General features: G+C 40.2%; 21 protein-coding genes and 1 pseudogene. 7 read left to right on the top strand and 15 right to left on the bottom strand.

Features of this window, described 5'->3' with window-relative positions; translation table 11 throughout:
* The first annotated feature begins 125 nt into the window (after positions 1-125).
* Entirely contained in the window at positions 126-1,382 is a 1,257-nt protein-coding gene (gene tyrS, locus M1F55_RS07975; RefSeq protein ID WP_247947633.1) for a tyrosine--tRNA ligase, read from the top strand.
* 77 nt (positions 1,383-1,459) lie between these two features.
* On the opposite strand, the gene M1F55_RS07980 is transcribed toward tyrS, so the two are convergent.
* Together M1F55_RS07980 and M1F55_RS07985 are read right to left on the bottom strand one after the other, a co-directional pair.
* Positions 1,460-3,523, bottom strand: coding sequence for a heavy metal translocating P-type ATPase (locus tag M1F55_RS07980; RefSeq protein ID WP_237447294.1), 2,064 nt, complete (start codon positions 3,521-3,523; stop codon positions 1,460-1,462).
* A 1-nt stretch (position 3,524) separates the two neighbouring features.
* Positions 3,525-3,803, bottom strand: coding sequence for a DUF6110 family protein (locus M1F55_RS07985; RefSeq protein WP_000910909.1), 279 nt, complete (start codon positions 3,801-3,803; stop codon positions 3,525-3,527).
* A gap of 257 nt (positions 3,804-4,060) precedes the next feature.
* Between M1F55_RS07985 and M1F55_RS07990 the strand changes: the two genes are divergently transcribed.
* Positions 4,061-4,909, top strand: coding sequence for a putative RNA methyltransferase (locus M1F55_RS07990; RefSeq protein WP_247947634.1), 849 nt, complete (start codon positions 4,061-4,063; stop codon positions 4,907-4,909).
* A gap of 340 nt (positions 4,910-5,249) precedes the next feature.
* Here the strand turns inward: M1F55_RS07990 and M1F55_RS07995 are convergent, their stop codons facing one another.
* The 3 genes from M1F55_RS07995 to malQ form a co-directional block, all read right to left on the bottom strand.
* The gene (locus M1F55_RS07995; RefSeq protein ID WP_045606609.1) at positions 5,250-5,456 is read right to left on the bottom strand and encodes a membrane protein; all 207 of its coding nucleotides are present in this window, start codon (positions 5,454-5,456) and stop codon (positions 5,250-5,252) included.
* Positions 5,457-5,808: 352 nt separating this feature from the next.
* Positions 5,809-8,067: a glycogen/starch/alpha-glucan family phosphorylase gene (gene glgP / locus M1F55_RS08000; RefSeq protein WP_247947635.1), complete on the bottom strand. Its 2,259-nt coding sequence runs from the start codon at positions 8,065-8,067 to the stop codon at positions 5,809-5,811.
* 25 nt (positions 8,068-8,092) lie between these two features.
* On the bottom strand, positions 8,093-9,610 hold the full coding sequence (gene malQ / locus M1F55_RS08005; RefSeq protein ID WP_023947617.1) for a 4-alpha-glucanotransferase: 1,518 nt from the start codon (positions 9,608-9,610) through the stop codon (positions 8,093-8,095).
* A gap of 479 nt (positions 9,611-10,089) precedes the next feature.
* On the opposite strand from malQ, the gene M1F55_RS08010 reads away from it, so the two are divergent.
* The 5 genes from M1F55_RS08010 to M1F55_RS08030 all read left to right on the top strand — a co-directional run bounded on the left by M1F55_RS08010 (position 10,090) and on the right by M1F55_RS08030 (position 15,702).
* Positions 10,090-11,361 carry a maltodextrin ABC transporter substrate-binding protein gene (locus M1F55_RS08010; RefSeq protein ID WP_000095474.1) on the top strand — a complete coding sequence of 424 codons (1,272 nt, stop codon included), beginning with the start codon at positions 10,090-10,092 and terminating at the stop codon, positions 11,359-11,361.
* A gap of 110 nt (positions 11,362-11,471) precedes the next feature.
* The gene (locus tag M1F55_RS08015) at positions 11,472-12,764 is read left to right on the top strand and encodes a carbohydrate ABC transporter permease (protein WP_049500516.1); all 1,293 of its coding nucleotides are present in this window, start codon (positions 11,472-11,474) and stop codon (positions 12,762-12,764) included.
* A 1-nt stretch (position 12,765) separates the two neighbouring features.
* A complete protein-coding gene (locus tag M1F55_RS08020) occupies positions 12,766-13,608 on the top strand; it encodes a sugar ABC transporter permease (RefSeq protein ID WP_033675775.1) in 843 nt (280 codons plus the stop codon).
* Between the two features lie 297 nt (positions 13,609-13,905).
* Positions 13,906-14,706, top strand: coding sequence for a DUF1189 domain-containing protein (locus M1F55_RS08025; RefSeq protein ID WP_033687469.1), 801 nt, complete (start codon positions 13,906-13,908; stop codon positions 14,704-14,706).
* Positions 14,707-14,715: 9 nt separating this feature from the next.
* The gene (locus tag M1F55_RS08030; protein ID WP_247947636.1) at positions 14,716-15,702 is read left to right on the top strand and encodes a LacI family DNA-binding transcriptional regulator; all 987 of its coding nucleotides are present in this window, start codon (positions 14,716-14,718) and stop codon (positions 15,700-15,702) included.
* Positions 15,703-15,731: 29 nt separating this feature from the next.
* Here the strand turns inward: M1F55_RS08030 and M1F55_RS08035 are convergent, their stop codons facing one another.
* From M1F55_RS08035 to M1F55_RS09070, 10 genes and pseudogenes are all read right to left on the bottom strand, one after another.
* The gene (locus M1F55_RS08035) at positions 15,732-16,673 is read right to left on the bottom strand and encodes a YitT family protein (RefSeq protein ID WP_078238540.1); all 942 of its coding nucleotides are present in this window, start codon (positions 16,671-16,673) and stop codon (positions 15,732-15,734) included.
* Positions 16,651-18,414 carry an aspartate--tRNA ligase gene (gene aspS / locus M1F55_RS08040; RefSeq protein ID WP_078238539.1) on the bottom strand — a complete coding sequence of 588 codons (1,764 nt, stop codon included), beginning with the start codon at positions 18,412-18,414 and terminating at the stop codon, positions 16,651-16,653. Before aspS ends, M1F55_RS08035 begins: the two co-directional genes overlap by 23 nt.
* 154 nt (positions 18,415-18,568) lie before the next feature.
* A complete protein-coding gene (locus M1F55_RS08045; protein WP_000832184.1) occupies positions 18,569-18,799 on the bottom strand; it encodes a hypothetical protein in 231 nt (76 codons plus the stop codon).
* A 17-nt stretch (positions 18,800-18,816) separates the two neighbouring features.
* Positions 18,817-19,455 carry a CPBP family intramembrane glutamic endopeptidase gene (locus M1F55_RS08050; protein ID WP_247947637.1) on the bottom strand — a complete coding sequence of 213 codons (639 nt, stop codon included), beginning with the start codon at positions 19,453-19,455 and terminating at the stop codon, positions 18,817-18,819.
* 9 nt (positions 19,456-19,464) lie between these two features.
* A complete protein-coding gene (locus M1F55_RS08055; RefSeq protein ID WP_247947638.1) occupies positions 19,465-20,163 on the bottom strand; it encodes an ABC transporter permease in 699 nt (232 codons plus the stop codon).
* Positions 20,156-20,980: an ABC transporter ATP-binding protein gene (locus M1F55_RS08060; RefSeq protein WP_024057248.1), complete on the bottom strand. Its 825-nt coding sequence runs from the start codon at positions 20,978-20,980 to the stop codon at positions 20,156-20,158. The genes M1F55_RS08055 and M1F55_RS08060 overlap by 8 nt, the downstream gene beginning before the upstream one ends.
* 10 nt (positions 20,981-20,990) lie before the next feature.
* Complete coding sequence (locus M1F55_RS08065; protein WP_000726539.1) at positions 20,991-21,725, bottom strand: DUF3169 family protein; 735 nt, start codon at positions 21,723-21,725, stop codon at positions 20,991-20,993.
* A gap of 2 nt (positions 21,726-21,727) precedes the next feature.
* Entirely contained in the window at positions 21,728-21,925 is a 198-nt protein-coding gene (locus tag M1F55_RS08070) for a hypothetical protein (protein WP_001046124.1), read from the bottom strand.
* Positions 21,925-22,131 carry a helix-turn-helix transcriptional regulator gene (locus M1F55_RS08075; RefSeq protein WP_125416791.1) on the bottom strand — a complete coding sequence of 69 codons (207 nt, stop codon included), beginning with the start codon at positions 22,129-22,131 and terminating at the stop codon, positions 21,925-21,927. Before M1F55_RS08075 ends, M1F55_RS08070 begins: the two co-directional genes overlap by 1 nt.
* A 9-nt stretch (positions 22,132-22,140) precedes the next feature.
* Positions 22,141-22,558, bottom strand: a pseudogene (locus M1F55_RS09070) (hypothetical protein).
* Between the last annotated feature and the right edge of the window lie 123 nt (positions 22,559-22,681).

Below are 22,681 nucleotides of genomic sequence, written 5' to 3' on the forward strand. Positions count from 1 at the left end.
TCTATTATACCATAAAAGGTAAACTTTCAATAAAATAGCCACTTTCTTCCCTATTCTACTAGGCTATTGCCCAAGTTTGTGATACAATAGGTAGAAACAATATTTTTAAAAAGGAGAAAAGACACATGCACATTTTTGATGAGCTAAAAGAGCGTGGTTTGATTTTTCAAACGACTGATGAAGAAGCTTTGCGTAAAGCCCTAGAAGAAGGTCAAGTTTCTTATTATACTGGCTACGATCCAACTGCTGACAGCCTTCACCTAGGCCACCTTGTCGCAATCTTGACAAGCCGTCGCTTGCAACTAGCAGGTCACAAACCTTATGCGCTCGTTGGCGGTGCTACAGGTCTCATCGGAGATCCGTCCTTCAAAGATGCTGAACGTAGTCTCCAAACAAAAGACACAGTAGATGGCTGGGTCAAGTCTATCCAAGGACAACTTTCTCGCTTTCTTGACTTTGAAAATGGTGAAAATAAAGCTGTCATGGTCAACAACTACGACTGGTTTGGCAGCATCAGCTTCATTGATTTCCTCCGTGATATCGGAAAATACTTTACTGTCAACTACATGATGAGCAAGGAGTCTGTAAAAAAACGGATCGAAACAGGAATTTCTTACACTGAGTTTGCCTACCAAATCATGCAAGGTTACGACTTCTTCGTTCTTAACCAAGACCACAACGTAACGCTTCAAATCGGTGGTTCTGACCAGTGGGGAAATATGACAGCTGGTACTGAATTGCTTCGTCGTAAGGCAGACAAAACTGGTCATGTAATTACTGTTCCATTGATTACAGATGCGACTGGTAAGAAATTTGGTAAATCAGAAGGAAACGCTGTTTGGCTCAACCCTGAAAAGACTTCTCCATACGAAATGTACCAATTCTGGATGAACGTGATGGACGCTGACGCTGTTCGTTTCTTGAAGACTTTTACTTTCTTGTCATTAGACGAGATTGAAGACATCCGTAAGCAATTCGAAGCAGCACCACACGAACGTTTGGCTCAAAAAGTCCTCGCTCGTGAAGTAGTAACACTTGTACATGGAGAAGAAGCTTACAAAGAAGCCCTTAACATCACTGAGCAACTCTTTGCAGGAAACATCAAAAACCTTTCTGTTAAAGAGCTCAAACAAGGACTTCGTGGTGTGCCAAACTACCAAGTACAAGTAGACGAAAACCACAATATTGTGGAACTGCTCGTCTCATCTGGTGTAGTTAACTCAAAACGCCAAGCCCGTGAAGACGTCCAAAACGGAGCTATCTACGTCAACGGCGACCGCATCCAAGACCTTGACTATGTCTTGACTGACGCAGATAAGTTAGAGAACGAACTGACCGTTATCCGTCGCGGGAAGAAAAAATACTTTGTATTGACTTACTAAACTATTCAACATTTATCTATAAACAAAGGAGTTATCCTCGAGAAAGGTAACTCCTTTTTGCTGTTAATAACTCTCATCTATCTAGCCTTAATAGACAGGCTACGCAGTACAATACGTAAGGTTGTTAGATTATGTAAGATAGAGAGATTTGAAGGACTGAGCCAATTAAACAAGCCAAAGCCAATCAAACTACTATTTACGACAACGGTATCTTGAATATTCTTCTTGATGAGGGTTTGCAAAGATGATGATAGCCAATCCAACTCTTGGAAGAAATCCAAGCGATTATCTAACAATAAGATATCGCTCATCTGCTTAGAAATATCTGCACTCTCATTCATCACCACACCGATATCTGATAGGGTTAGAGCCGCTGAGTCATTCAATCCATCTCCAACCATCAAAATAGTGTGACCTGCTTTCTGCAGTTCCTCTACTAACTCAAATTTCCCATCAGGTTTCAAGTCTGTATAGACCTGATCAAAGGGCAAATCTTTGACTAATTCCTCTGTTCTAACCAAGGTGTCCCCTGTTGCCAGAATCAATTTTTTCCCTTGTGCCTTAAGTTTCTCCAAGGCTGCTTTGGCTTCTTTTCTCAAAGGAGTATGAATGCAGAACATTCCAATCAATTCATTCTGATAAGCCAAGAATAAGAGATTATAGTGACTCTTGTACTCTTCAATTAAAGCATTTTGTTCTGAACTGATATGAATTTGCTCATCCTGCATCAAAACATAATTCCCAATAAGAACTGGTTGCCCATCTATATGAGATTTGATCCCCTTGCTTGCGATATATTGGAGTTTCCCATGCATTTCCTCATGTTCAATTCCCTCTATCTCAGCTTGCTTGACGATAGCATTAGCAATAGGATGATAAATGTGTTCCTCAAGACAGGCACTGATTCTGAGAATATCTTCCTCACTATAGTCCCCAAAAGGTAACACCTTTTCAACTATAGGATAACTAGTTGTGATTGTTCCCGTCTTATCAAACAAGAAAGTATCAACTTCCAGATATTTCTCCAGAACATCCCCATCCTTAATCACCATTTCACGATTCAACCCCTCCTTGATAGCTGTCAAATAAGCTACAGGAGTAGAGATTTTCAAAGCGCAGGAGAAATCGACCAATAGGAAAGAAATAGCCTTAGAAAAAGAACCTGTCAATAGGTAAGTCAGCCCAGCTCCCAAGAAATTATATTTGACGACCTTATCCGCCATCTTGATGAAATAGCGTTGTTTCGTTTTCTTGTTTTCTTCAGATTTCTTCATCAACTCAATCAGTTGTAAAATCCGGCTGTTCATCTGATTATCGGTTACACGAATGCGTAACTCTCCAGTTTCTAATACTGTATTTGCACAAACCAAATCAGACTCTCTTTTTTCAACTGGAAAACTCTCTCCCGTCAAGGAACTTTCGTTGACCATACCTAAACCTGAAACTACTTGTCCATCAAACAGAATTTCATTTCCTTGAGATAGGACCAAGACATCTCCTATTTGAACATCGGAACTCTTGATACTAACGACCGTATCCCCCTGTACTAAGAATACGTCGCTCTCTTTTGCAAGAAGGCTTTGTTCTAAATCTGTTGCCGTTTTTTTCAAGGACCACTGATCTAAATGATTCCCCAAATCAAGCATAAACATGATGTTGCTAGCTGTCTTGGATTGGTTCATAAACAAGGACAATAAAATCGCCGAACAGTCCAAAACCTCCATCGTTAGTTCCTTACGCGCTAGTGTTTGATAGGCTTCTCTAATATAGCCAAAGGCCTGATAACAAGTCCATATATAGCGAATAGGGTACGGCACAAAACTACGAAAAAGTATACGCTTAATCGCTGCACCTGAAACAATAGAATAAGCACTCTCTTCTCTACGAATGGGAAGAGTCATCAACTCAGAAACTTTCCCTTTATCAATTCTTTTTAAAAAGGCTTCTGCATTATCTAATACAGAAAAGCCTTCTTTTATGCGTAGAGTAAAGTGCTGTTGATCCATGTAAAACTGGATAGACTCAATCCCCTTTTCATCTCTCGCCAAGGAACGAAGATAGTCTTGAATATCCAAGGTGAGTGAAAAAGAAGATGATAGTCGGATATGTTGGTATCCTCTATGTAGCACTTTAAAAGACATATTATTCCCCTATAAGGCTATCTAATTGCTCTTCTTTTTTCTCTTGCTCGTACAAATATTTGGCATCTTGCAAGACATCGTCTCCATGTTGCTTCACAACAGAAACAGATGCATCTAGCTCGTCTTTTAACTTATAAGCCTTAGCCAAAGCTTTAGAATAACCTTTTTTAGCTTCCTTACTTGCCAAGATTTTCAAACCAAGGGTACCAAATGCGACACCACCCAAAAAGAGTGATGATTTTTTCGCAACTTTTGCGACGGTTAATACTTCTTTTAACATACTTATTTCCTCCTTATCATTATTATATAGCAATTTAGATATAAAAGCAATGTCATTTCATAAATTGGAGAATTATACTCAATGAAAATCAAAGAGCAAACTAGGAAACTAGCCGCAGGCTGTACTTGAGTACGGCAAGGCGACGTTGACGTGGTTTGAATTTGATTTTCGAAGAGTATTAGTTTTATTTCTACTGAATCTCCCATCTACTTATTCCTAAAGTTGCTTTCATTTGCCTCTTTTGATACACTTAAACTATGAATACAAATCTCAAACCCAAACTTCAGCGTTTTGCTTCTGCGACTGCCTTTGCCTGTCCCATCTGTCAAGAAAATCTGACTCTGCTAGAGAGTAGTCTCAAATGTAGCAATCGCCATTCTTTTGACTTGGCGAAATTCGGCTATGTCAATCTAGCACCTCAAATCAAGCAATCTGCTAACTACGACAAGGAAAATTTTCAAAACCGTCAACAAATCCTAGAAGCCGGCTTTTATCAGGCTATCTTAGAGGCTGTATCTGACTTGCTAGCCAGTTCAGAAACTAGCACCACAGTCTTAGATATCGGTTGCGGTGAAGGTTTCTATTCTCGCAAACTCCAAGAAAGGCATCCTGACAAAACCTTCTATGCCTTTGATATTTCCAAAGATTCCGTCCAAATCGCTGCCAAGAGCGAACCCAACTGGGCAGTCAACTGGTTCGTTGGTGACTTGGCTCGTCTTCCTATAAAAGACGCTAGCATGGATATCCTGCTTGATATCTTTTCCCCTGCCAACTATGGAGAATTTCGTCGCGTTTTATCCAAAGACGGTATCTTGATAAAGGTTATTCCAACTAAAAATCACCTCAAGGAAATCCGTCAGAAGGTACAAGACCAGCTGACAAACAAGGACTATTCCAACCAAGATATCAAAAATCATTTCCGAGAACACTTTACCATCCTATCTAGTCAAACTGCCTCTCTGACTAAAACTATCACAGCAGAGCAGCTCCAAGCCCTACTCAGTATGACTCCTCTCCTCTTTCACATTGACCAGAGCAAGATTGACTGGAGCCAACTGACAGAGATTACCATTGAGGCTGAGATTCTGGTTGGGAAAACATTCTAAACTAGACTTCGCAAAGGTAGAAAACTTACTGAAAATCCTCAATATTACAAAAACGCATAAGAACAGGTGCTCAAAACCTTAATCTTATGCGTTTTGTTATAGTTTCCATACACATTAAGGGGAATTAGTTGAAATCAGTTCTCTTAATAACCATTGAATACCATATATTACATTTACTCCAAATATGATATAGGCTGTATAAATCAAGTATTTCGATTTCTCCCGCCTCAAAGAATAGATCTTGTACAAAATAAATAAATTTAAAGCAATAAATAATAGAGACAAAATCTTTCCTCCAAAATCAATCCTAACAGTAGGCTGTCAGGCATATACCTCATATTTATTTTCGATTCGAGATAACAAACTTATCAATAAATAGCAAGTGAAATAAGGCAAGTGTAATTCCCGATAAGCACCCATGATAAGAGATTTCTTGATGGGTAAGGGGGTAAAGATTACTATTACCCGCCAAGAGGCATGTTAAAATAACAAATAGAATCCAAAATAAATCCGTCCATTTATATTTTGAAAAATATTTTTTCCACATAAGAACACCTTCTTTCCTACAATCATATTATAATACTTTATGTAAGCGAATACAAGAAATATGAGGTAATCAACTACGAAGAAATATAAGGTTGAAAGAGAGTAAAAAGCAGTATTTCTAAGCCTTAACTGTATCTATGATTTCTCTTCTTTTAAGACAAGATTGGCCCAAATCCACAGCTTTCAAAAAAGCGAATTTCAATCGAAATTCGCTTTTTTACAAGATGTATTAGTATAAATCTTGTATCTTATACTCAATGAAAATCAAAGAGCAAACTAGGAAGCTAGCCGCAGGCTGTACTTGAGTACGGCAAGGCAACGCTGACGTGGTTTGAAGAGATTTTCGAAGAGTATTAGTTCAAGTGCCAGATATCTTCGTTATACTGAGCGATTGTACGGTCAGATGAGAAGAATCCTGCTTTAGAAATGTTAACGATGACTTTATCCAACCATGCGTCGCGGTCTTCGTAATCAGCAAGCATTTGCTCTTTGACTTTGATGTAGTCTTCCAAGTCAAGAAGAGTCATGAACCAGTCTTTGTTGATCAATTCATTGTAAAGACGTTCCAAGCGCTCTTTGTTTCCAGCTGCAAGAACTGCATCGCTAACGATGAAGTCAACCAATGGTTTGATAGCTTCACGAGCGTAGAATTCGCTTGATTTGTAAGCTGCTTTTGCGTAAAGGTCGATAACAGTTTCTGAATCTTCACCAAAGATGTAGATATTTTCGTCGCCAACCAACTCAGCGATTTCCACGTTAGCACCGTCCATAGTACCAAGAGTCAAAGCTCCGTTCAACATGAATTTCATGTTACCAGTACCTGAAGCTTCTTTAGAAGCAAGTGAGATTTGTTCTGAGATATCACATGCTGGGATAAGGAAGCTTGCTGCAGTAACGTTGTAGTTTTCAACCATAACTACTTGCAAGTGTGGAGCTACTGCTGGATCGTTAGCAATAACTTCTGACATGCAAAGAATCAAGTGAATGATGTCTTGAGCGATTGTGTAGGCTGGAGCTGCTTTACCACCAAAGAAGATTGTGATTGGACGAGCAGGGATGTTACCAGCTTTGATGTCAAGGTATTTGTGGATCACGTACAAAGCATTCATTTGTTGGCGTTTGTACTCGTGAAGACGTTTGATTTGGATATCAAAGATAGAGTTTGGATTGATTTCCACACCTTGGTGTTCTTTCAAGTGACGAGCCAATTTACGTTTGTTGTGAGCCTTGATGCTTTCCAATTTTTCTTTGACAGCTGCTTTGTCTTCGTATGACAAGAGTTTCTCAAGCTCATCAGCTTCATGGTGCCAACCTTCTCCAAGAATCTCATCCAAGTAGTGAGACAAGCTTGGGTTAGCATGCATGAGCCAACGACGGAAAGTGATACCGTTTGTTTTGTTGTTGAATTTTTCTGGGTAAAGGTCGTAGAAGGCTTTCAATTCAGAGTTCTTCAAGATTTCAGTGTGGAGTGCTGCTACCCCGTTAACACTGTATCCGTAGTGGATATCCATGTGAGCCATGTGAACACGCCCACTCTCATCGATAATTTGAACAGCTGGATCTTTGTATTCTGCTTTCACGCGACGGTCCAATTCTTCGATGATTGGTACCAAGTGAGGAACCACTTCTTGCAAGAATTCAAGAGGCCATTTTTCAAGGGCTTCAGCAAGGATTGTGTGGTTAGTGTAGGCAGTCATGCTACGAACAATTGAGATTGCTTCGTCAAGTTCGATACCACGAGCAGTCAAAAGACGGATCAATTCAGGGATAACCATTGATGGGTGAGTATCGTTGATTTGGACAACTGCGTAGTCAGCAAGGTCATGCAAGTTGCTTCCTTTTTCGATTGCTTCTTCGATGATCAATTGCGCACCGTTTGAAACCATGAAGTATTGTTGGAAGATACGGAGCAATTCACCTTGACGGTCACTATCATCTGGGTAAAGGAAAAGAGTCAAGTTGCGAGCGATATCTGTCTTGTCAAAGTTGATACCATCTTTAATGATAGAAGAATCAACTGAATCCAAGTCAAACAAACGCAAGCGGTTTTTAGTTGCTGTTTCATAACCAGTAACATCAATATCGTAAAGAGTTGATGTCAAAGTAAAGTCTGCAAATGGTACTTGGTAGCTACGGCTTGAGCGAACCAACCAGTTTTGCTCTGTCAACCATGCATTTGGAATTGTTTCTTGTTGGTTGTTTTTAAGAACTTGTTGGAAAAGACCAAAGTGGTAGTTAAGACCAACACCGTCACCATTCAAACCAAGAGTCGCAATTGAGTCGATAAAGCAGGCAGCCAAACGTCCCAAACCACCATTACCAAGAGATGGTTCCAATTCAACTTCTTCAACTTCGATCAAGTCTTTACCTGCAGCAGCAAGTTCTTTTTTAACATCGTCGTAAAGACCAAGGTTAATCAAGTTGTTTGACAATAGTTTACCAATCAAGAACTCAGCTGAGATGTAGTAAACTTTCTTTTTACCAGTGTTGACTGGTTTTTGGCTGCTTGCAAGCTTGCTGTAGTTAAGAAGAGCAAGGTAAAGCTCTTCATTGCTACATTCTGCAATGGTTTTATTGTAACGATTTTGTACAAATTCTTTTAGTGATAACATGTTTAAGGTGTCTCCTGATATTGTATTATTTCTTTAATTCTACCAAATTTTCATTGATTCGGCGATAGATTGTTGTCAAGTCAAGCAAACCTTCCTCGACAGCTGGTGTCAATTGATCTTCAGTCATACGCCAAGACCAGTTTCCACCAAGAGTAGATGGGAAGTTCATACGAGCTGTCTCATCCAATTCTAGCAAATCTTGCATAGTTGCAATTGCCATGAAGCTAACTGATGAAAAGACTGTACGAAGCATAGCATGTGGCACTGTTTCGTATTCTTTACGGTTAGTGTAGCGAGCCATATATTCACGAGTCGCATCATCGATCTCGTTACGGTACCAACCAAGGACCGTATTGTTATCGTGTGTTCCTGTGTACATAACTGAGTTAGCAGGTGCCAAGTGTGGGCTATCGATGCTTTCGTCTTCTGGGTTGAATGCAAATTGAAGAATCTTCATTCCTGGGAAGCCAGTACGTTCACGCAATTCGATAACTTCGTCTGTCATGAAACCAAGGTCTTCTGCGATGATGTTTAACTCACCAAGTTCTTCCTTAACGGCTGCAAAAAGCTTGTAGCCAGGACCTTTCACCCACTCACCAGGTGCTGCTGTATCGGAACCAGCAGGGATTTCCCAGTAAGATTCGAAACCACGGAAGTGGTCGATACGAACGATGTCGTAGATTTTAAAGCTTTCACGCAAGCGTTCAATCCACCATTTGTAACCATCTTTGTCCATTGCTTCCCAATCATAGATTGGGTTACCCCAAAGCTGACCAGTTGCAGAAAATTCATCTGGTGGGCATCCTGCGATGCAAGTCGCCTTACCGTTAACATCTGTCTTAAAGAGATGTGGATTTGCCCACATATCGCTTGAATCTTCCGCTACGTAGATTGGCATGTCCCCAACGATTTCGATGTGGTTGTCGTTAGCGTAAGCTTTCAATTTCAACCATTGTTGGAAGAAGAAGTATTGAGTCACACGGTGGTAAACCAACTTGTCTGCCAATTGCTCACGGTAGCTTTCAAGTGCTGAAGCTTTACGAGCACGAGCATCTGCATCTGGCCATTCAGTCCAAGCAAGATTATCAAAATGCTCTTTGATAGCCATATACTCTGCAAAGAGTTCAAGCCATGATTGGTTGTCTTGAGCAAATTTCTCAAAATCTTTAACATCTCCTACTTCCAAGAAACGTTTTACCGCTTTTTCTAAAAGAGGACGACGTGCATAGTAGATTTTCGCATAATCAACTTCAGACGCATCACTACCAAAGTCAACCCCTTCAAGGTCACTTGCTTGCAACAAGCCTTGTTCCACCAAGATATCTAAATCGATAAAATGAGTGTTCCCTGCGAAGGCTGAGAAAGATTGGTAAGGAGAATCTCCGTAACTAGTTGTTCCTAGTGGAAGGATTTGCCAGTAACGTTGTTTTGTGCGAACCAAGAAATCAACGAAGTCGTAAGCACTTTTACCAAATGATCCGATTCCGTATGCCCCTGGAAGAGAAGAAATGTGCATCAACACACCACTTTGACGTTTTTTCATAATAAGCACCTCATGTGTTTATAGTTAGATATTACATTTTTATGAGCGCAAACGTTTGCGCTATTACTAGTATAGCTCATTTTCTCGATAAATGCAAGCGGTTTTAAGTAACTTTTTTGATTATTTTTTAAAAATTTTTTCTTCTTACTCGTATATATATTCTTTCAGGCAACAAACAAAATAGGAATAAGGGTTTCACTTATCTCATTAAGCAAAAATAAAGCGAGAATCCTCTCTGGTTTCCATTTGTAAATTAGGCAATCGTTTTCTCAACTTTTTTTAAATTTAAAACAAAACCGATTTTTGGGATTTTCTACTATTATATGACGATGAAGCGTTTACTTTTTTTCACAATTTTTTAAAAAATTTTTACAAAAAACACTTGCAACCGCTTTCCGATTGTGTTATACTAGTCCCATAAAGGAAAACGTTTGCGTTTCCTCATTATAAAATTTGTTATTCTTTAGGAGGAATACACTATGTCATCTAAATTCATGAAGAGCGCTGCTGTGCTTGGAACTGTTACACTTGCTAGCTTGCTTTTGGTAGCTTGCGGAAGCAAAACTGCTGATAAGCCTGCTGATTCTGGTTCATCTGAAGCGAAAGAACTCACTGTATATGTAGACGAGGGATATAAGAGCTATATTGAAGAGGTTGCTAAAGCTTATGAAAAAGAAACTGGAGTAAAAGTCACTCTTAAAACTGGTGATGCTCTAGGAGGTCTTGATAAACTTTCTCTTGACAACCAATCTGGTAATGTCCCTGATGTTATGATGGCTCCATACGACCGTGTAGGTAGCCTTGGTTCTGACGGCCAACTTTCAGAAGTGAAATTGAGCGATGGTGCTAAAACAGACGACACAACTAAATCTCTTGTAACAGCTGCTAATGGTAAAGTTTACGGTGCTCCTGCCGTTATCGAGTCACTTGTTATGTACTACAACAAAGACTTGATAAAAGAAGCTCCAAAAACTTTTGCTGACTTAGAAAACCTTGCTAAAGATAGCAAATATGCCTTCGCTGGTGAAGATGGAAAAACTTCTGCTTTCCTAGCTGACTGGACAAACTTCTACTATGCATACGGACTTCTTGCTGGTAACGGCGCTTACGTATTCGGTCAAAACGGTAAGGACGCTAAAGATATCGGTCTTGCCAACGACGGCGCTATCAAAGGTATAGAATACGCTAAATCTTGGTATGAAAAATGGCCTAAAGGTATGCAAGATACTGAAGGAGCTGGAAACCTAATCCAAACTCATTTCCAAGAAGGTAAAACAGCTGCTATCATCGACGGACCTTGGAAAGCCCAAGCCTTCAAAGATGCTAAAGTAAACTACGGTGTTGCGACTATCCCAACTCTTCCAAACGGAAAAGAATATGCTGCATTTGGTGGTGGTAAAGCTTGGGTCATCCCTCAAGCCACTAAGAACCTTGAAGCTTCTCAAAAATTTGTAGACTTCCTTGTTTCAACTGAACAACAAAAAGTATTATACGATAAGACTAACGAAATCCCAGCTAACACTGAGGCTCGTTCATACGCTGAAGGTAAAAACGATGAGTTGACAACAGCTGTTATCAAACAGTTCAAGAACGCTCAACCAATGCCAAACATCTCTCAAATGTCTGCAGTTTGGGATCCAGCGAAAAATATGCTCTTTGATGCTGTAAGTGGTAAGAAAGATGCGAAAACAGCTGCTAACGACGCTGTAACATTGATCAAAGAAACAATCAAACAAAAATTTGGTGAATAAAAAATTTGTTCAAGGGGGGTGGAATTCAAATCCCCCTTTGAATTTATCAATAGAAAACATATATAGTTTAGGTTTTAACTAGAAACTAGTATCCTATGAAAGGAGTTATTATGGAAAAGCAACAACCTAGTAAAGCAGCCCTGCTGTCTATCATTCCTGGGTTAGGACAGATTTACAATAAACAAAAAGCAAAAGGTTTTATCTTCCTTGGTGTAACCCTTGTATTTCTCCTCTACTTCCTAGCACTTGCAGCCCCTGAATTGAGTAATCTCATCACTCTTGGTGACAAACCAGGTCGTGACAATTCCCTCTTTATGCTGATTCGTGGTGCCTTCCATTTAATCTTTGTAGTTGTTTATGTACTCTTTTATTTCGCAAATATCAAAGATGCACATACAACTGCCAAACACATTAACAATGGCATACCAGTAGCACTTACCTTTAAAGAAATGGTCAAAGGAATCTATGAAAATGGCTTCCCTTACCTCTTGATCATTCCATCTTATGTTGCCATGACTTTTGCGATCATCTTCCCAGTTATCGTAACCTTGATGATCGCCTTTACCAACTACGACTTCCAACACTTGCCACCAAACAAATTGTTGGACTGGGTTGGTTTGACCAACTTTACGAACATCTGGAGTTTGAGTACCTTCCGTTCTGCCTTTGGTGCCGTTCTTTCTTGGACTATCATCTGGGCTTTGGCTGCCTCAACTTTACAGATCGTCATCGGTATCTTCACAGCTATCATTGCTAACCAACCATTTATCAAAGGAAAACGTATCTTTGGTGTTATTTTCCTTCTTCCTTGGGCTGTTCCAGCCTTCATCACTATCTTGACATTCTCAAATATGTTTAACGATAGTGTCGGAGCCATCAACACTCAAGTATTGCCAATCTTAGCTAAATTCCTTCCTTTCCTTGATGGTGCTCTTATTCCTTGGAAAACAGACCCAACTTGGACTAAGATTGCCTTGATTATGATGCAGGGTTGGCTTGGATTCCCATACATCTACGTTTTGACCTTGGGTATCTTACAATCTATTCCTAACGACCTTTACGAAGCAGCTTATATTGACGGTGCCAATGCTTGGCAAAAATTCCGCAACATCACTTTCCCAATGATCTTGGCTGTTGCGGCACCTACTTTGATTAGTCAATACACCTTCAACTTTAACAACTTCTCTATCATGTACCTCTTCAATGGTGGAGGACCTGGTAGTGTCGGAGGTGGAGCTGGTTCAACCGATATCTTGATCTCATGGATCTACCGTTTGACAACAGGTACATCTCCTCAATACTCAATGGCGGCAGCTGTTACCTTGATTATCTCTATCATTGTCATCTCAATCTCTATGATCGCATTCAAGAAACTACACGCATTTGATATGGAGGACGTCTAAGATGAATAACTCAATTAAACTCAAACGTAGACTGACTCAAACCCTTACTTACCTCTACTTAATTGGCCTATCGATCGTGATTATCTATCCACTGTTGATTACTATCATGTCAGCCTTTAAAGCAGGTAACGTCGCAGCCTTTAAACTAGATACTAACATCGACTTCAATTTTGATAACTTTAAAGGACTCTTTACTGAAACTCTATATGGTACTTGGTATCTCAATACCTTGATCATCGCCTTGATTACCATGGCGGTTCAAACAAGCATCATCGTACTTGCTGGTTATGCCTACAGCCGTTACAACTTCTTGGCTCGTAAACAAAGTTTGGTCTTCTTCTTGATTATCCAAATGGTGCCAACCATGGCCGCTTTGACAGCCTTCTTCGTTATGGCACTTATGTTGAACGCCCTTAACCACAGCTGGTTCCTCATCTTCCTCTACGTTGGTGGTGGTATCCCGATGAATGCTTGGCTCATGAAAGGCTACTTCGATACAGTGCCAATGTCTCTAGACGAATCTGCAAAACTAGACGGTGCAGGACACTTCCGCCGCTTCTGGCAAATTGTTCTTCCACTTGTTCGCCCAATGGTTGCCGTACAAGCTCTCTGGGCCTTCATGGGACCTTTTGGAGACTATATCCTTTCTAGTTTCTTGCTTCGTGAGAAAGAATACTTTACTGTTGCCGTAGGTCTCCAAACCTTCGTTAGCAATGTGAAAAACTTGAAGATTGCCTACTTCTCAGCAGGTGCTATCCTCATTGCCCTTCCAATCTGTATTCTCTTCTTCTTCCTACAAAAGAACTTTGTTTCAGGACTTACAAGTGGTGGCGACAAGGGATAATTTATCCCCGCCACCCTTTTTCATTTTATACTCTTCGAGAATCTCTTCAAACCACGTCAGCTTCACCTTGCCGTAGTACGGTTACTGACTTCGTCAGTTCTAACCACAACCTCAAAACAGTGTTTTGAGCAACCTGCGGCTAGATTCCTAGTTTGCTCTTTGATTTTCATTGAGTATTAGCGATTGTTACTGTAAGTAATATCCTTACAACAAGCAATTTTTCTCCTAGACTTGAAATAAAGCACATTTCTCTATATAATAATACTCATATAGAAAACACCTTTTAGAAAGATACCTATGCTTCCATATCCATTTTCCTATTTTTCAAGTATTTGGGGATTTCGTAAGCCCCTGTCCAAACGTTTCGGACTCAACTGGTTCCAGCTTCTCTTTACCAGTATCTTCCTTATCAGCTTATCTATGGTACCTATTGCCATCCAAAACAGCTCGCAGGAGACTTATCCGCTAGAAACCTTTATCGATAATGTCTATGAACCATTGACAGATAAGGTTGTACAGGATCTCTCTGAACACGCTACAATTGTTGATGGCAAATTAACTTATACTGGAACAGCTAGTCAAGAGCCTTCTATTGTGATCGGTCCAAGTCAAAGCAAGGAATTACCTAAGGACTTGCAACTGCATTTCGATACGAATGAGCTCGTCATCAGCAAGGAAAGTAAAGAGCTGACCCGTATCTCTTACCGAGCGATTGAGACTGAGAGTTTCAAAAGTAAAGACAGCTTGACCCAAGCCATTTCTAAAGACTGGTACCAGCAAAATCGTGTCTATATCAGTCTCTTCCTAGTTCTCGGTGCAAGCTTCCTCTTTGGTTTGAATTTCTTCATTGTCTCTCTAGGAGCGAGTCTTCTCCTTTATATCACTAAGAAATCACGCCTCTTTTCATTTAGAACCTTTAAAGAGTGCTACCATTTTATCTTGAACTGTTTAGGATTACCAACTCTGATTACGCTTATTTTGGGACTATTTGGCCAAAATATGACAACTCTCATTACTGTACAAAACATTCTTTTTGTTCTGTATCTGGTCACTATCTTTTATAAAACGCATTTCCGTGATCCAGATTACCATAAATAGGAGATTTTTATGCCCGTTACGATTAAAGACGTGGCCAAGGCTGCTGGTGTTTCGCCTTCAACCGTAACCCGTGTTATTCAAAATAAATCAACCATTAGTGACGAAACAAAAAAACGCGTTCGCAAGGCTATGAAGGAGCTCAATTACCACCCCAACCTCAACGCTCGTAGTTTGGTAAGCAGTTATACCCAAGTTATCGGCTTGGTCCTTCCTGACGACTCAGACGCCTTCTATCAAAATCCTTTCTTCCCATCTGTCCTCCGTGGTATCGCCCAAGTCGCATCTGAAAACCACTATGCAATTCAGATTGCAACAGGTAAAGATGAAAAAGAGCGCCTTAAAGCGATCTCACAGATGGTTTACGGCAAACGTGTGGATGGTTTAATCTTCCTTTATGCCGAAGAGGAAGATCCCTTGGTCAAACTGGTCGCTGATGAGCAGTTTCCCTTCCTCATCCTAGGAAAATCCATTTCACCCTTTATCCCTCTTGTTGACAACGACAATGTCCAAGCTGGTTTTGATGCAACCGAATATTTCATCAAAAAAGGCTGCAAACGAATTGCCTTCATTGGAGGGACTAAACGACTCTTCGTAACGCAAGACCGTTTAACAGGCTATGAGTCAGCACTCAAACAATACCAACTGCCTATTGATGGAAATTTGACCTATTTTGCAACGGAGTTCTTAGAAGAAAAAGGGTATCAGTTTAGCCAACTCCTCTTTCAGCATGACCCACAGATTGATGCTATCATTACAATTGATAGCCTCCTAGCCGAAGGGGTCTGTGACTATATTGCTAAGCACCAACTGGATGTCCCTGTTCTCAGCTTTGACTCGGTCAATCCCAAGCTCAACTTGGCGGCCTATGTTGATATCAATAGCCTAGAACTTGGTCGTGTTTCTCTTGAAACTATCCTCCAGATTATCAGCGATGCTAAAAGCAATAAACAAATTTGTTATCGCCAGTTAATTGCCCACAAAATTATCGAAAAATAAAAACCAGCTCGAGCTGGTTTTTTTAGTTACTAATTATCTGTTTCAACGAATCGTCCCAGAATATGAACATTCTCAGATACAGAGACAAAGGCACCTGGATCCACCTGTTTCATAATCTGTTTAAATTCATTAAACTCTGCACGTGTAATGACAGTGATTAAAACTGCCTTTCTTTCGTGATTATAGGTTCCTTCTGCATCGTGGATCATGGTTGCTCCACGGTGCAATTTTTTATGGATTTTTTCAATTACCTTCTCTGGATGATTGGTCACAATCATGGCCTGCATACGTTTTTGCTTGGTAAAAACTGCGTCTGTCACACGGCTAGAGACAAAGATGGTAATCATTGAGTAGAGAGCGTATTTCCAACCAAAGGTCAAACCAGCTATCAGCATGATAGTCCCATTTACCAAGAAAGAAATACTACCAACATTCTTACCCGTTTTCTTGCGGATGGTCAGGCTGACAATATCTGTACCTCCACTGGAGATATTGTTGCGAAGAGCAAAACCAATCCCCAAGCCCATGACAACACCCCCAAAAAGGGCATTGATAATGGGATCCTCCGTCAAGGTCGCCACAGGGACAAACTGGATAAAGAAGGAACTCATGGATACCGTGATAAAGGTAAAGACGGTGAACTTATGGCCAATCTGATACCAAGCCAAGATCATCAAAGGAAAATTAATAGCGTAGAAGGTTAGCGAAATCGGAATATGAAAACCAAACCAGTGATTACTCAAGGCAGAGATAATCTGTGCCAGACCTGTCGCACCACTCGAATACACATGCCCCGGTTGGAAAAAGAAATTAACCGCCACTGCTGATAAAAAACCATAGACCAGAGAAGCCGAAATCTTCTCATCATACTTTTCCCGAGAGATGCTTTGTAAGACACGTAAAATTTTTATCTGATGAGCAAAGCGGCGCAGATAATAGCGCCACCGCTTAATTCGTTTTGCTTGTTTCATCTTCTTCTATTTGTAAGCTGAGTTCCTCTAGTTGTTTGAGAGCTACTGTTGAAGGAGCTTGTGTCATTGGGTCACTTGCCTTGTTGTTCTTAGGAAAGGCAATGACTTCACGGATATTTTCTTCTCCAGCAAGCAACATAACAAATCGGTCAAGCCCGATAGCCAAACCACCATGTGGTGGGAAACCATAGTCCATGGCTTCAAGAAGGAAGCCAAACTGGTCATTTGCTTCTTCAGCTGAGAAACCAAGAGCCTTGAACATGCGTTCTTGAAGGTCTTTTTGATTGATACGAAGGCTACCACCACCAAGCTCATAACCGTTCAAGACGATATCGTAAGCAATGGCACGAACCTTAGCCAAATCACCTTCTAATTCGTGAGCCGTCTCTTCCTGTGGAAGGGTGAACGGATGGTGGGCGCTCATGTAACGACCTTCTTCTTCAGACCATTCAAACATTGGCCAGTCAACCACCCAAAGGAAGTTGAATTTATCGTTATTAATCAAGCCAAGCTCTTTGGCAATACGTCCACGAAGGGCACCGAGTGTTGCATTGGCTACCTCAAGCGTATCCGCCACAAAGAGAACGAGGTCCTTATCTTCAAGAGCAAGCGCTGTTGTCAATTCTGCTTGGATGCCAGTCAAGAACTTAGCAACTGGTCCGTTTAATTCTCCATCAACTACCTTGACCCAAGCAAGACCTTTGGCACCATATTGTTTGGCTACTTCCGTCATCTTGTCGATGTCTTTACGTGAATAGTTGTCCGCAGCTCCTTTGACCACAATTGCTTTTACAGCAGGTGCTTCTGAAAAGACTTTAAAGTCTACACCTTTGACCACTTCTGTCAAGTCCTGAAGTAACATGTCAAAACGGGTATCTGGCTTGTCAGAACCGTAAAGAGCCATAGCGTCATCATATTTCATACGAGGGAAAGGCAGAGTGACTTCAATGCCTTTTGTTTCCTTCATGACGCGCGCAATCAAACCTTCTGTGATATCTTGGATTTCTTGCTCAGTAAGGAAAGACGTTTCCAAGTCGACCTGAGTGAACTCAGGCTGGCGGTCACCACGCAAGTCCTCGTCACGGAAACATTTAACGATTTGGTAGTAGCGGTCAAAACCAGCATTCATCAAGAGTTGTTTCGTGATTTGTGGACTTTGAGGAAGAGCATAGAAATGCCCTTTATTAACACGAGATGGCACCAAGTAGTCACGCGCCCCTTCAGGCGTTGACTTAGAAAGGAATGGTGTCTCCACGTCGATAAACTCCAACTCATCCAAGTAGTTGCGGATAGAGTGGGTCACCTTAGCACGAAGTTTAAGATTTTCCAACATTTCTGGACGACGAAGGTCAAGGTAACGGTAACGTAAACGTGTATCGTCATTGGCCTCAATCCCATCCTTAATCTCAAATGGGGTTGTCTTAGCTGTATTAAGCACTGTCAGAGCTGTCACGTTTAACTCAACTGCACCAGTTGGCAACTTATCATTGGCTTGCTCACGCGCAGCGACCTGTCCAGTCACCTCGATAACAAATTCGCTACGAAGGCTTTCAGCTGTTGCCATAACCTCTGCAGATACTTTTTCAGGGTTGATAACCAACTGCATGATTCCTTCACGGTCACGAAGGTCGATAAAGATCAAACCACCCAGGTCACGACGACGACCAACCCATCCTTTCAAGGTCATTTCTTGTCCGATGTGTTCCTCACGAACACGACCAGCATACATACTACGTTTCATTGTTTCTCTCCTCTTTTATTCTGTTACTATTTTACCATAAAAGCGCAGGCTCTTCATGAAAATCAGCAGAAAAGTTTGCTAGGTTTCAAAAATCAAGTGAAGGTCCTAAAAATTAGCGCCAATAAAAGAGTCCGATGAAGTTCACCGGACTCTTTTATTTTGAATTTTTGCCTGCTTTACGCTTTTCAGCAATTTCGGCTGCCTTTCGAGGCAAGACAATTTCCGTTGTATAAGCTGTCCCAAAGCGCAAGACACCTGCAATAGGGGCAAAGACAACTGCTAGATAGTTATAGAAGAAATCGCCCTTAAAGGCATAAGCTAGCGCTCCAATGATGAAAAATAGAACGACTGCTTGAATCACTGCTAATAAAATTACTCGTTTCATGTGACCTCCTGACTCTATTATAGCATGAGAATCATCAAAAAGCTGACTAAATTATTCAAAGCGTGGAGAGAAATACTGTAGACCAGACCTTTTCTACTAATATAGGCCAAGCCCAAGCTAAAACCAAGACTAGCATAAACTAAAAATTGTTGAACATCACCTGGGAAATGAATCAAGGCAAACAAAACACTAGATACCAGAAGAAACAGAACCTGTTTGCTCTTGTCCTGCTTAGGAAAGAGATAGCGTGCCAACATCCCTCTAAAGATAAGTTCTTCTGTCAAAGGAGCAAAAATAACGACAGCAAAGAAGGAGAAGAGTGGTTGAGACAAGGTCAAGTCTGTCGCTATTTGCTGATTTACTGAAGGATCATCGGGCAGGAAGAATTGAACGACAAGAGCTAAGAACCAAACCAAGGCAGGAAGCCAAATAAATCGGTTGAAGTCACTCTTCTCAATATGAACAGGAGCTTTCTGATACCATTTGTAAATGCCGTACACGTATACTCCAGCCAAGGCCACATAGAGCAAGGTAACAGCATAGGGGGAAGCGCCTAAGGCAAGCGAAGCAGTCGCGAGCCCCTGAATGAAGCTATAGATAAAGAAAAAGGATAGAAGGGCTAGAAGAAACCAGCCAAAATTTTTAAGTAATTTCATAAAAGTCTCCTATCTTGCTTTATAACTGTTTTTCAATACAAAGAGGTTTGCTATTCCTAACACAAGTACCCAGGCAAGTAACATGCCGATGTTAGAAAAAGATATTTCTCCACCTTTTTTATTTAAAAGATTTACAATTGGACCAATAAAAGAGTAATCCAATACTTTCTGAACCGTATCATTTTGAAGAGCAATTATAGGTAAAACAGAGACAATTAACATAGGGAAGATACTATAAACTTGCGCTTTAGATTGAGTATCTGACACCGCACCGATTAGAATGTTGATAAAAATAATACTAATCGTTGCTAGGAGCAAATAGATAACGTAGGCAAATAAATAACCAGATAGATCTACTTTAAGATAGATGGGAAGTACAATCATAGCAAGTAACATTATCAGAATAGGGAGAACAAGCATACTGAAAGTATATTCTGTTGCTGTCACACCACTTAGGATGAGTGATTTAAGATTTCGTTTTTCCTTATCTTCTGCCATCATAATCGATACCATATAACCACTTCCCATGCTCAAGACCATCGTCAAACTCATAGAAAGGAAATACGTACTCAATTCTCCACTCTTGTTTAAGAACTCATTATATAGAACAGCCAGTCCAAAAGGCAACAATAGAGTCGCCAACAAAGTTGAATTGCTGATAAGAACTTGTAATCTTAACCATAGTAGGGCATTTAATTTTCTAAACATCTAACTTTTCTCCTGTCAATCTGATAAAGATTTCTTCTAAAGTTGGCTCACAAGAGTGAACCACCATCAAATCTGTCGTGTCTAAATGTGGTAATTCATCAAATGGAACTATCTGTTCTCGTCCGTCGTTATAAACCACACGTACTTTCTTATCCACATGGTACTTCTGGATGATATCTTGCGGACTTCCATACTCTATTAGGTTACCCTTATTCAAAAGAGATAAGCGATCACAAAGCAGAGTTGCTTCATTCATATCATGCGTGGTCAGAAAGATAGTTGTCCCCGCCTGCTTTAATTCTTGAAGTAGGGTATGAATCATCTTAGATGTTGTAGGGTCTAAGCCACTGGTTGGCTCATCTAGAAAGAGAATCTTAGGAGCATTCAGAAGGGCACGAGCCAAGAACATTCGTTGTTTCATTCCAGTAGATAACTTTTCTGCAATAATATCTTTAGCATCTGCCAATCCAACCTGTTGAAGCACCTGAACTACTCTATCTGCCTTGAGGCCATATAACTTAGCATAGATGAGAAGATTTTTATAAAGACTCATCTTTTCATAAAAACCACTGCCATCACTAACAATACCAATTTGTTCCAAATCATTTGAGGTTAAATCTTGAGAATTCTTGCCTAACAAAACTGTTTTACCTTGATCTGCAGCCAACTGTCCTGTTAAGACATTGATCATGGTTGTTTTACCTGAGCCAGAAGGGCCAAGAAAACCAAAGATTTCACCCTCCTTAATCTCAAAAGAAATCTGATGAAGAGCTTTTTTGCTCCCAAAACTTTTGCTTACATTTTCAACACGAATCATAGAAACTCCTTTATTTGAAATAGCGTTTTACCATAGGTAACTGCATCACATTGATATAAACATGGATGGCTCCGACAAGTACGAAAGCTAGTAGCTGAATCTCTCCTGTCAGTAAGGAAAAGAGAGCAATCAGAAAGTACAAGGTTGGCAAGACATACTGATGTAATTGGAATAAAATCCGAAAACTCTGTTCCAAATTAGCCTGGCGCTCCCCTTCATCGTAAGAATTGATAAAGTCCATGACATCCTTTGGTGTAGAGAAAAATGCCAAATCAAACTGACGAACAATAGCAATGGTCTTAAAAAGATATTTTTGAGCATTTAAAACTAACACTAACCCCAAAAAGGAAAGGGATAAGGTTATATGGCTTATATCGAGTACAATTACTTCACTTCCTGAAATGAAGAGAGCCAATAAAATCGCTACGCTTGCACTATTAAAAGCAATAGTTCCAAACTCGAGATTCCGATACATCTGCACATAATAGGTTTCATTCAGATCATCATCCATTTCCTCTTGATACAAGGAATGAAATTTTCTGCTTTTCTTTAGGAAATTGAAAGTCAAAAAAAGAATAATGACGGCTAGTAGTAAGCTGATAGCTGATAGCCATGGTATCAAGGGTTTTACATCTAAAATAATTCCGTTGGATTCGGCACGTGCCTTAAACATCCCTACAAACATGCCCAAGAAACCTCCCAAGACAATAGACATCAAAAATAACAATCCACCTTTCTTTTTCATATTCATTCTCCTTTTTCACTTGCTAGATTTTTGGATTTCTTTTCAATCCATTCAATTACTGGGATGAGGACAAAGTAGGCCCAAATAAATTGGTCGCTGTAATAGAGATCAAACCATCCTAGATTTGTTCCAATTAGTAGACACAGGCTGACTAATAGAGCTATGGCAACTACATAATAGATTACTTTATACTTGTTCATCACTCGTCCTCCTCCAAGCGAAATACCGATTCGACTGTTTCGTTGAAAATTTGAGATATTCTCAGGGCAATGATAATGGACGGGGTGTACTCATCCCGTTCTAGTAGGCTAATGGTCTGCCTTGAAACCCCTGCTAGCTTAGCTAGTTCGGTTTGATTGAGACCATCGCGAGCCCGCAGCTCTTTTAGACGATTTTTTAGTTGCATGTTACACACCTACTCTCCGTCAAATTCAACGGTTTGGATATCCTCAATACGTTGCAACTTGAATTTTTCTTTCCCCTCTTTATCAACACTACGTAGTTTGACCCATTCCTCATCAACATCCACAACTTCCCATAAAGATGTTCCAAACACTTGTCCAACGATTGTTGGATTTTTCCCAATTAATTCTTGCAATAATCTTGACATATCTATATTTCCTTTCTCTTTTCTTTCGATTACCTTTAACCTCTTCTCTAACCGCTTGATTTTTTTAGATTGACTCGTATAAATCAAGACGAGAAAAGGAAAAAAAATCCATACCCACATGTGGCTCCCTCCTATTTCTTTATTTCTTAACTTGCTTACATTGTAACACATCTTTTTCTTTTTTGACAAGTATATTTGTCAAAAAGTTTATTATTTTTGTCATTTTGCAAAAGAAAAAGGTCAGGAGTACGGTCCTGACCAGTTTATCTAGGCTCTATAATATTTGTAGTGGGTAAATCTCCTATAAATATTATGGAGCCTATTTTTGTGTAGAAAAAAAGTCCCA

This window comes from Streptococcus mitis (genome assembly GCF_023109235.1).
Lineage (GTDB): Bacteria > Bacillota > Bacilli > Lactobacillales > Streptococcaceae > Streptococcus > Streptococcus mitis_DA.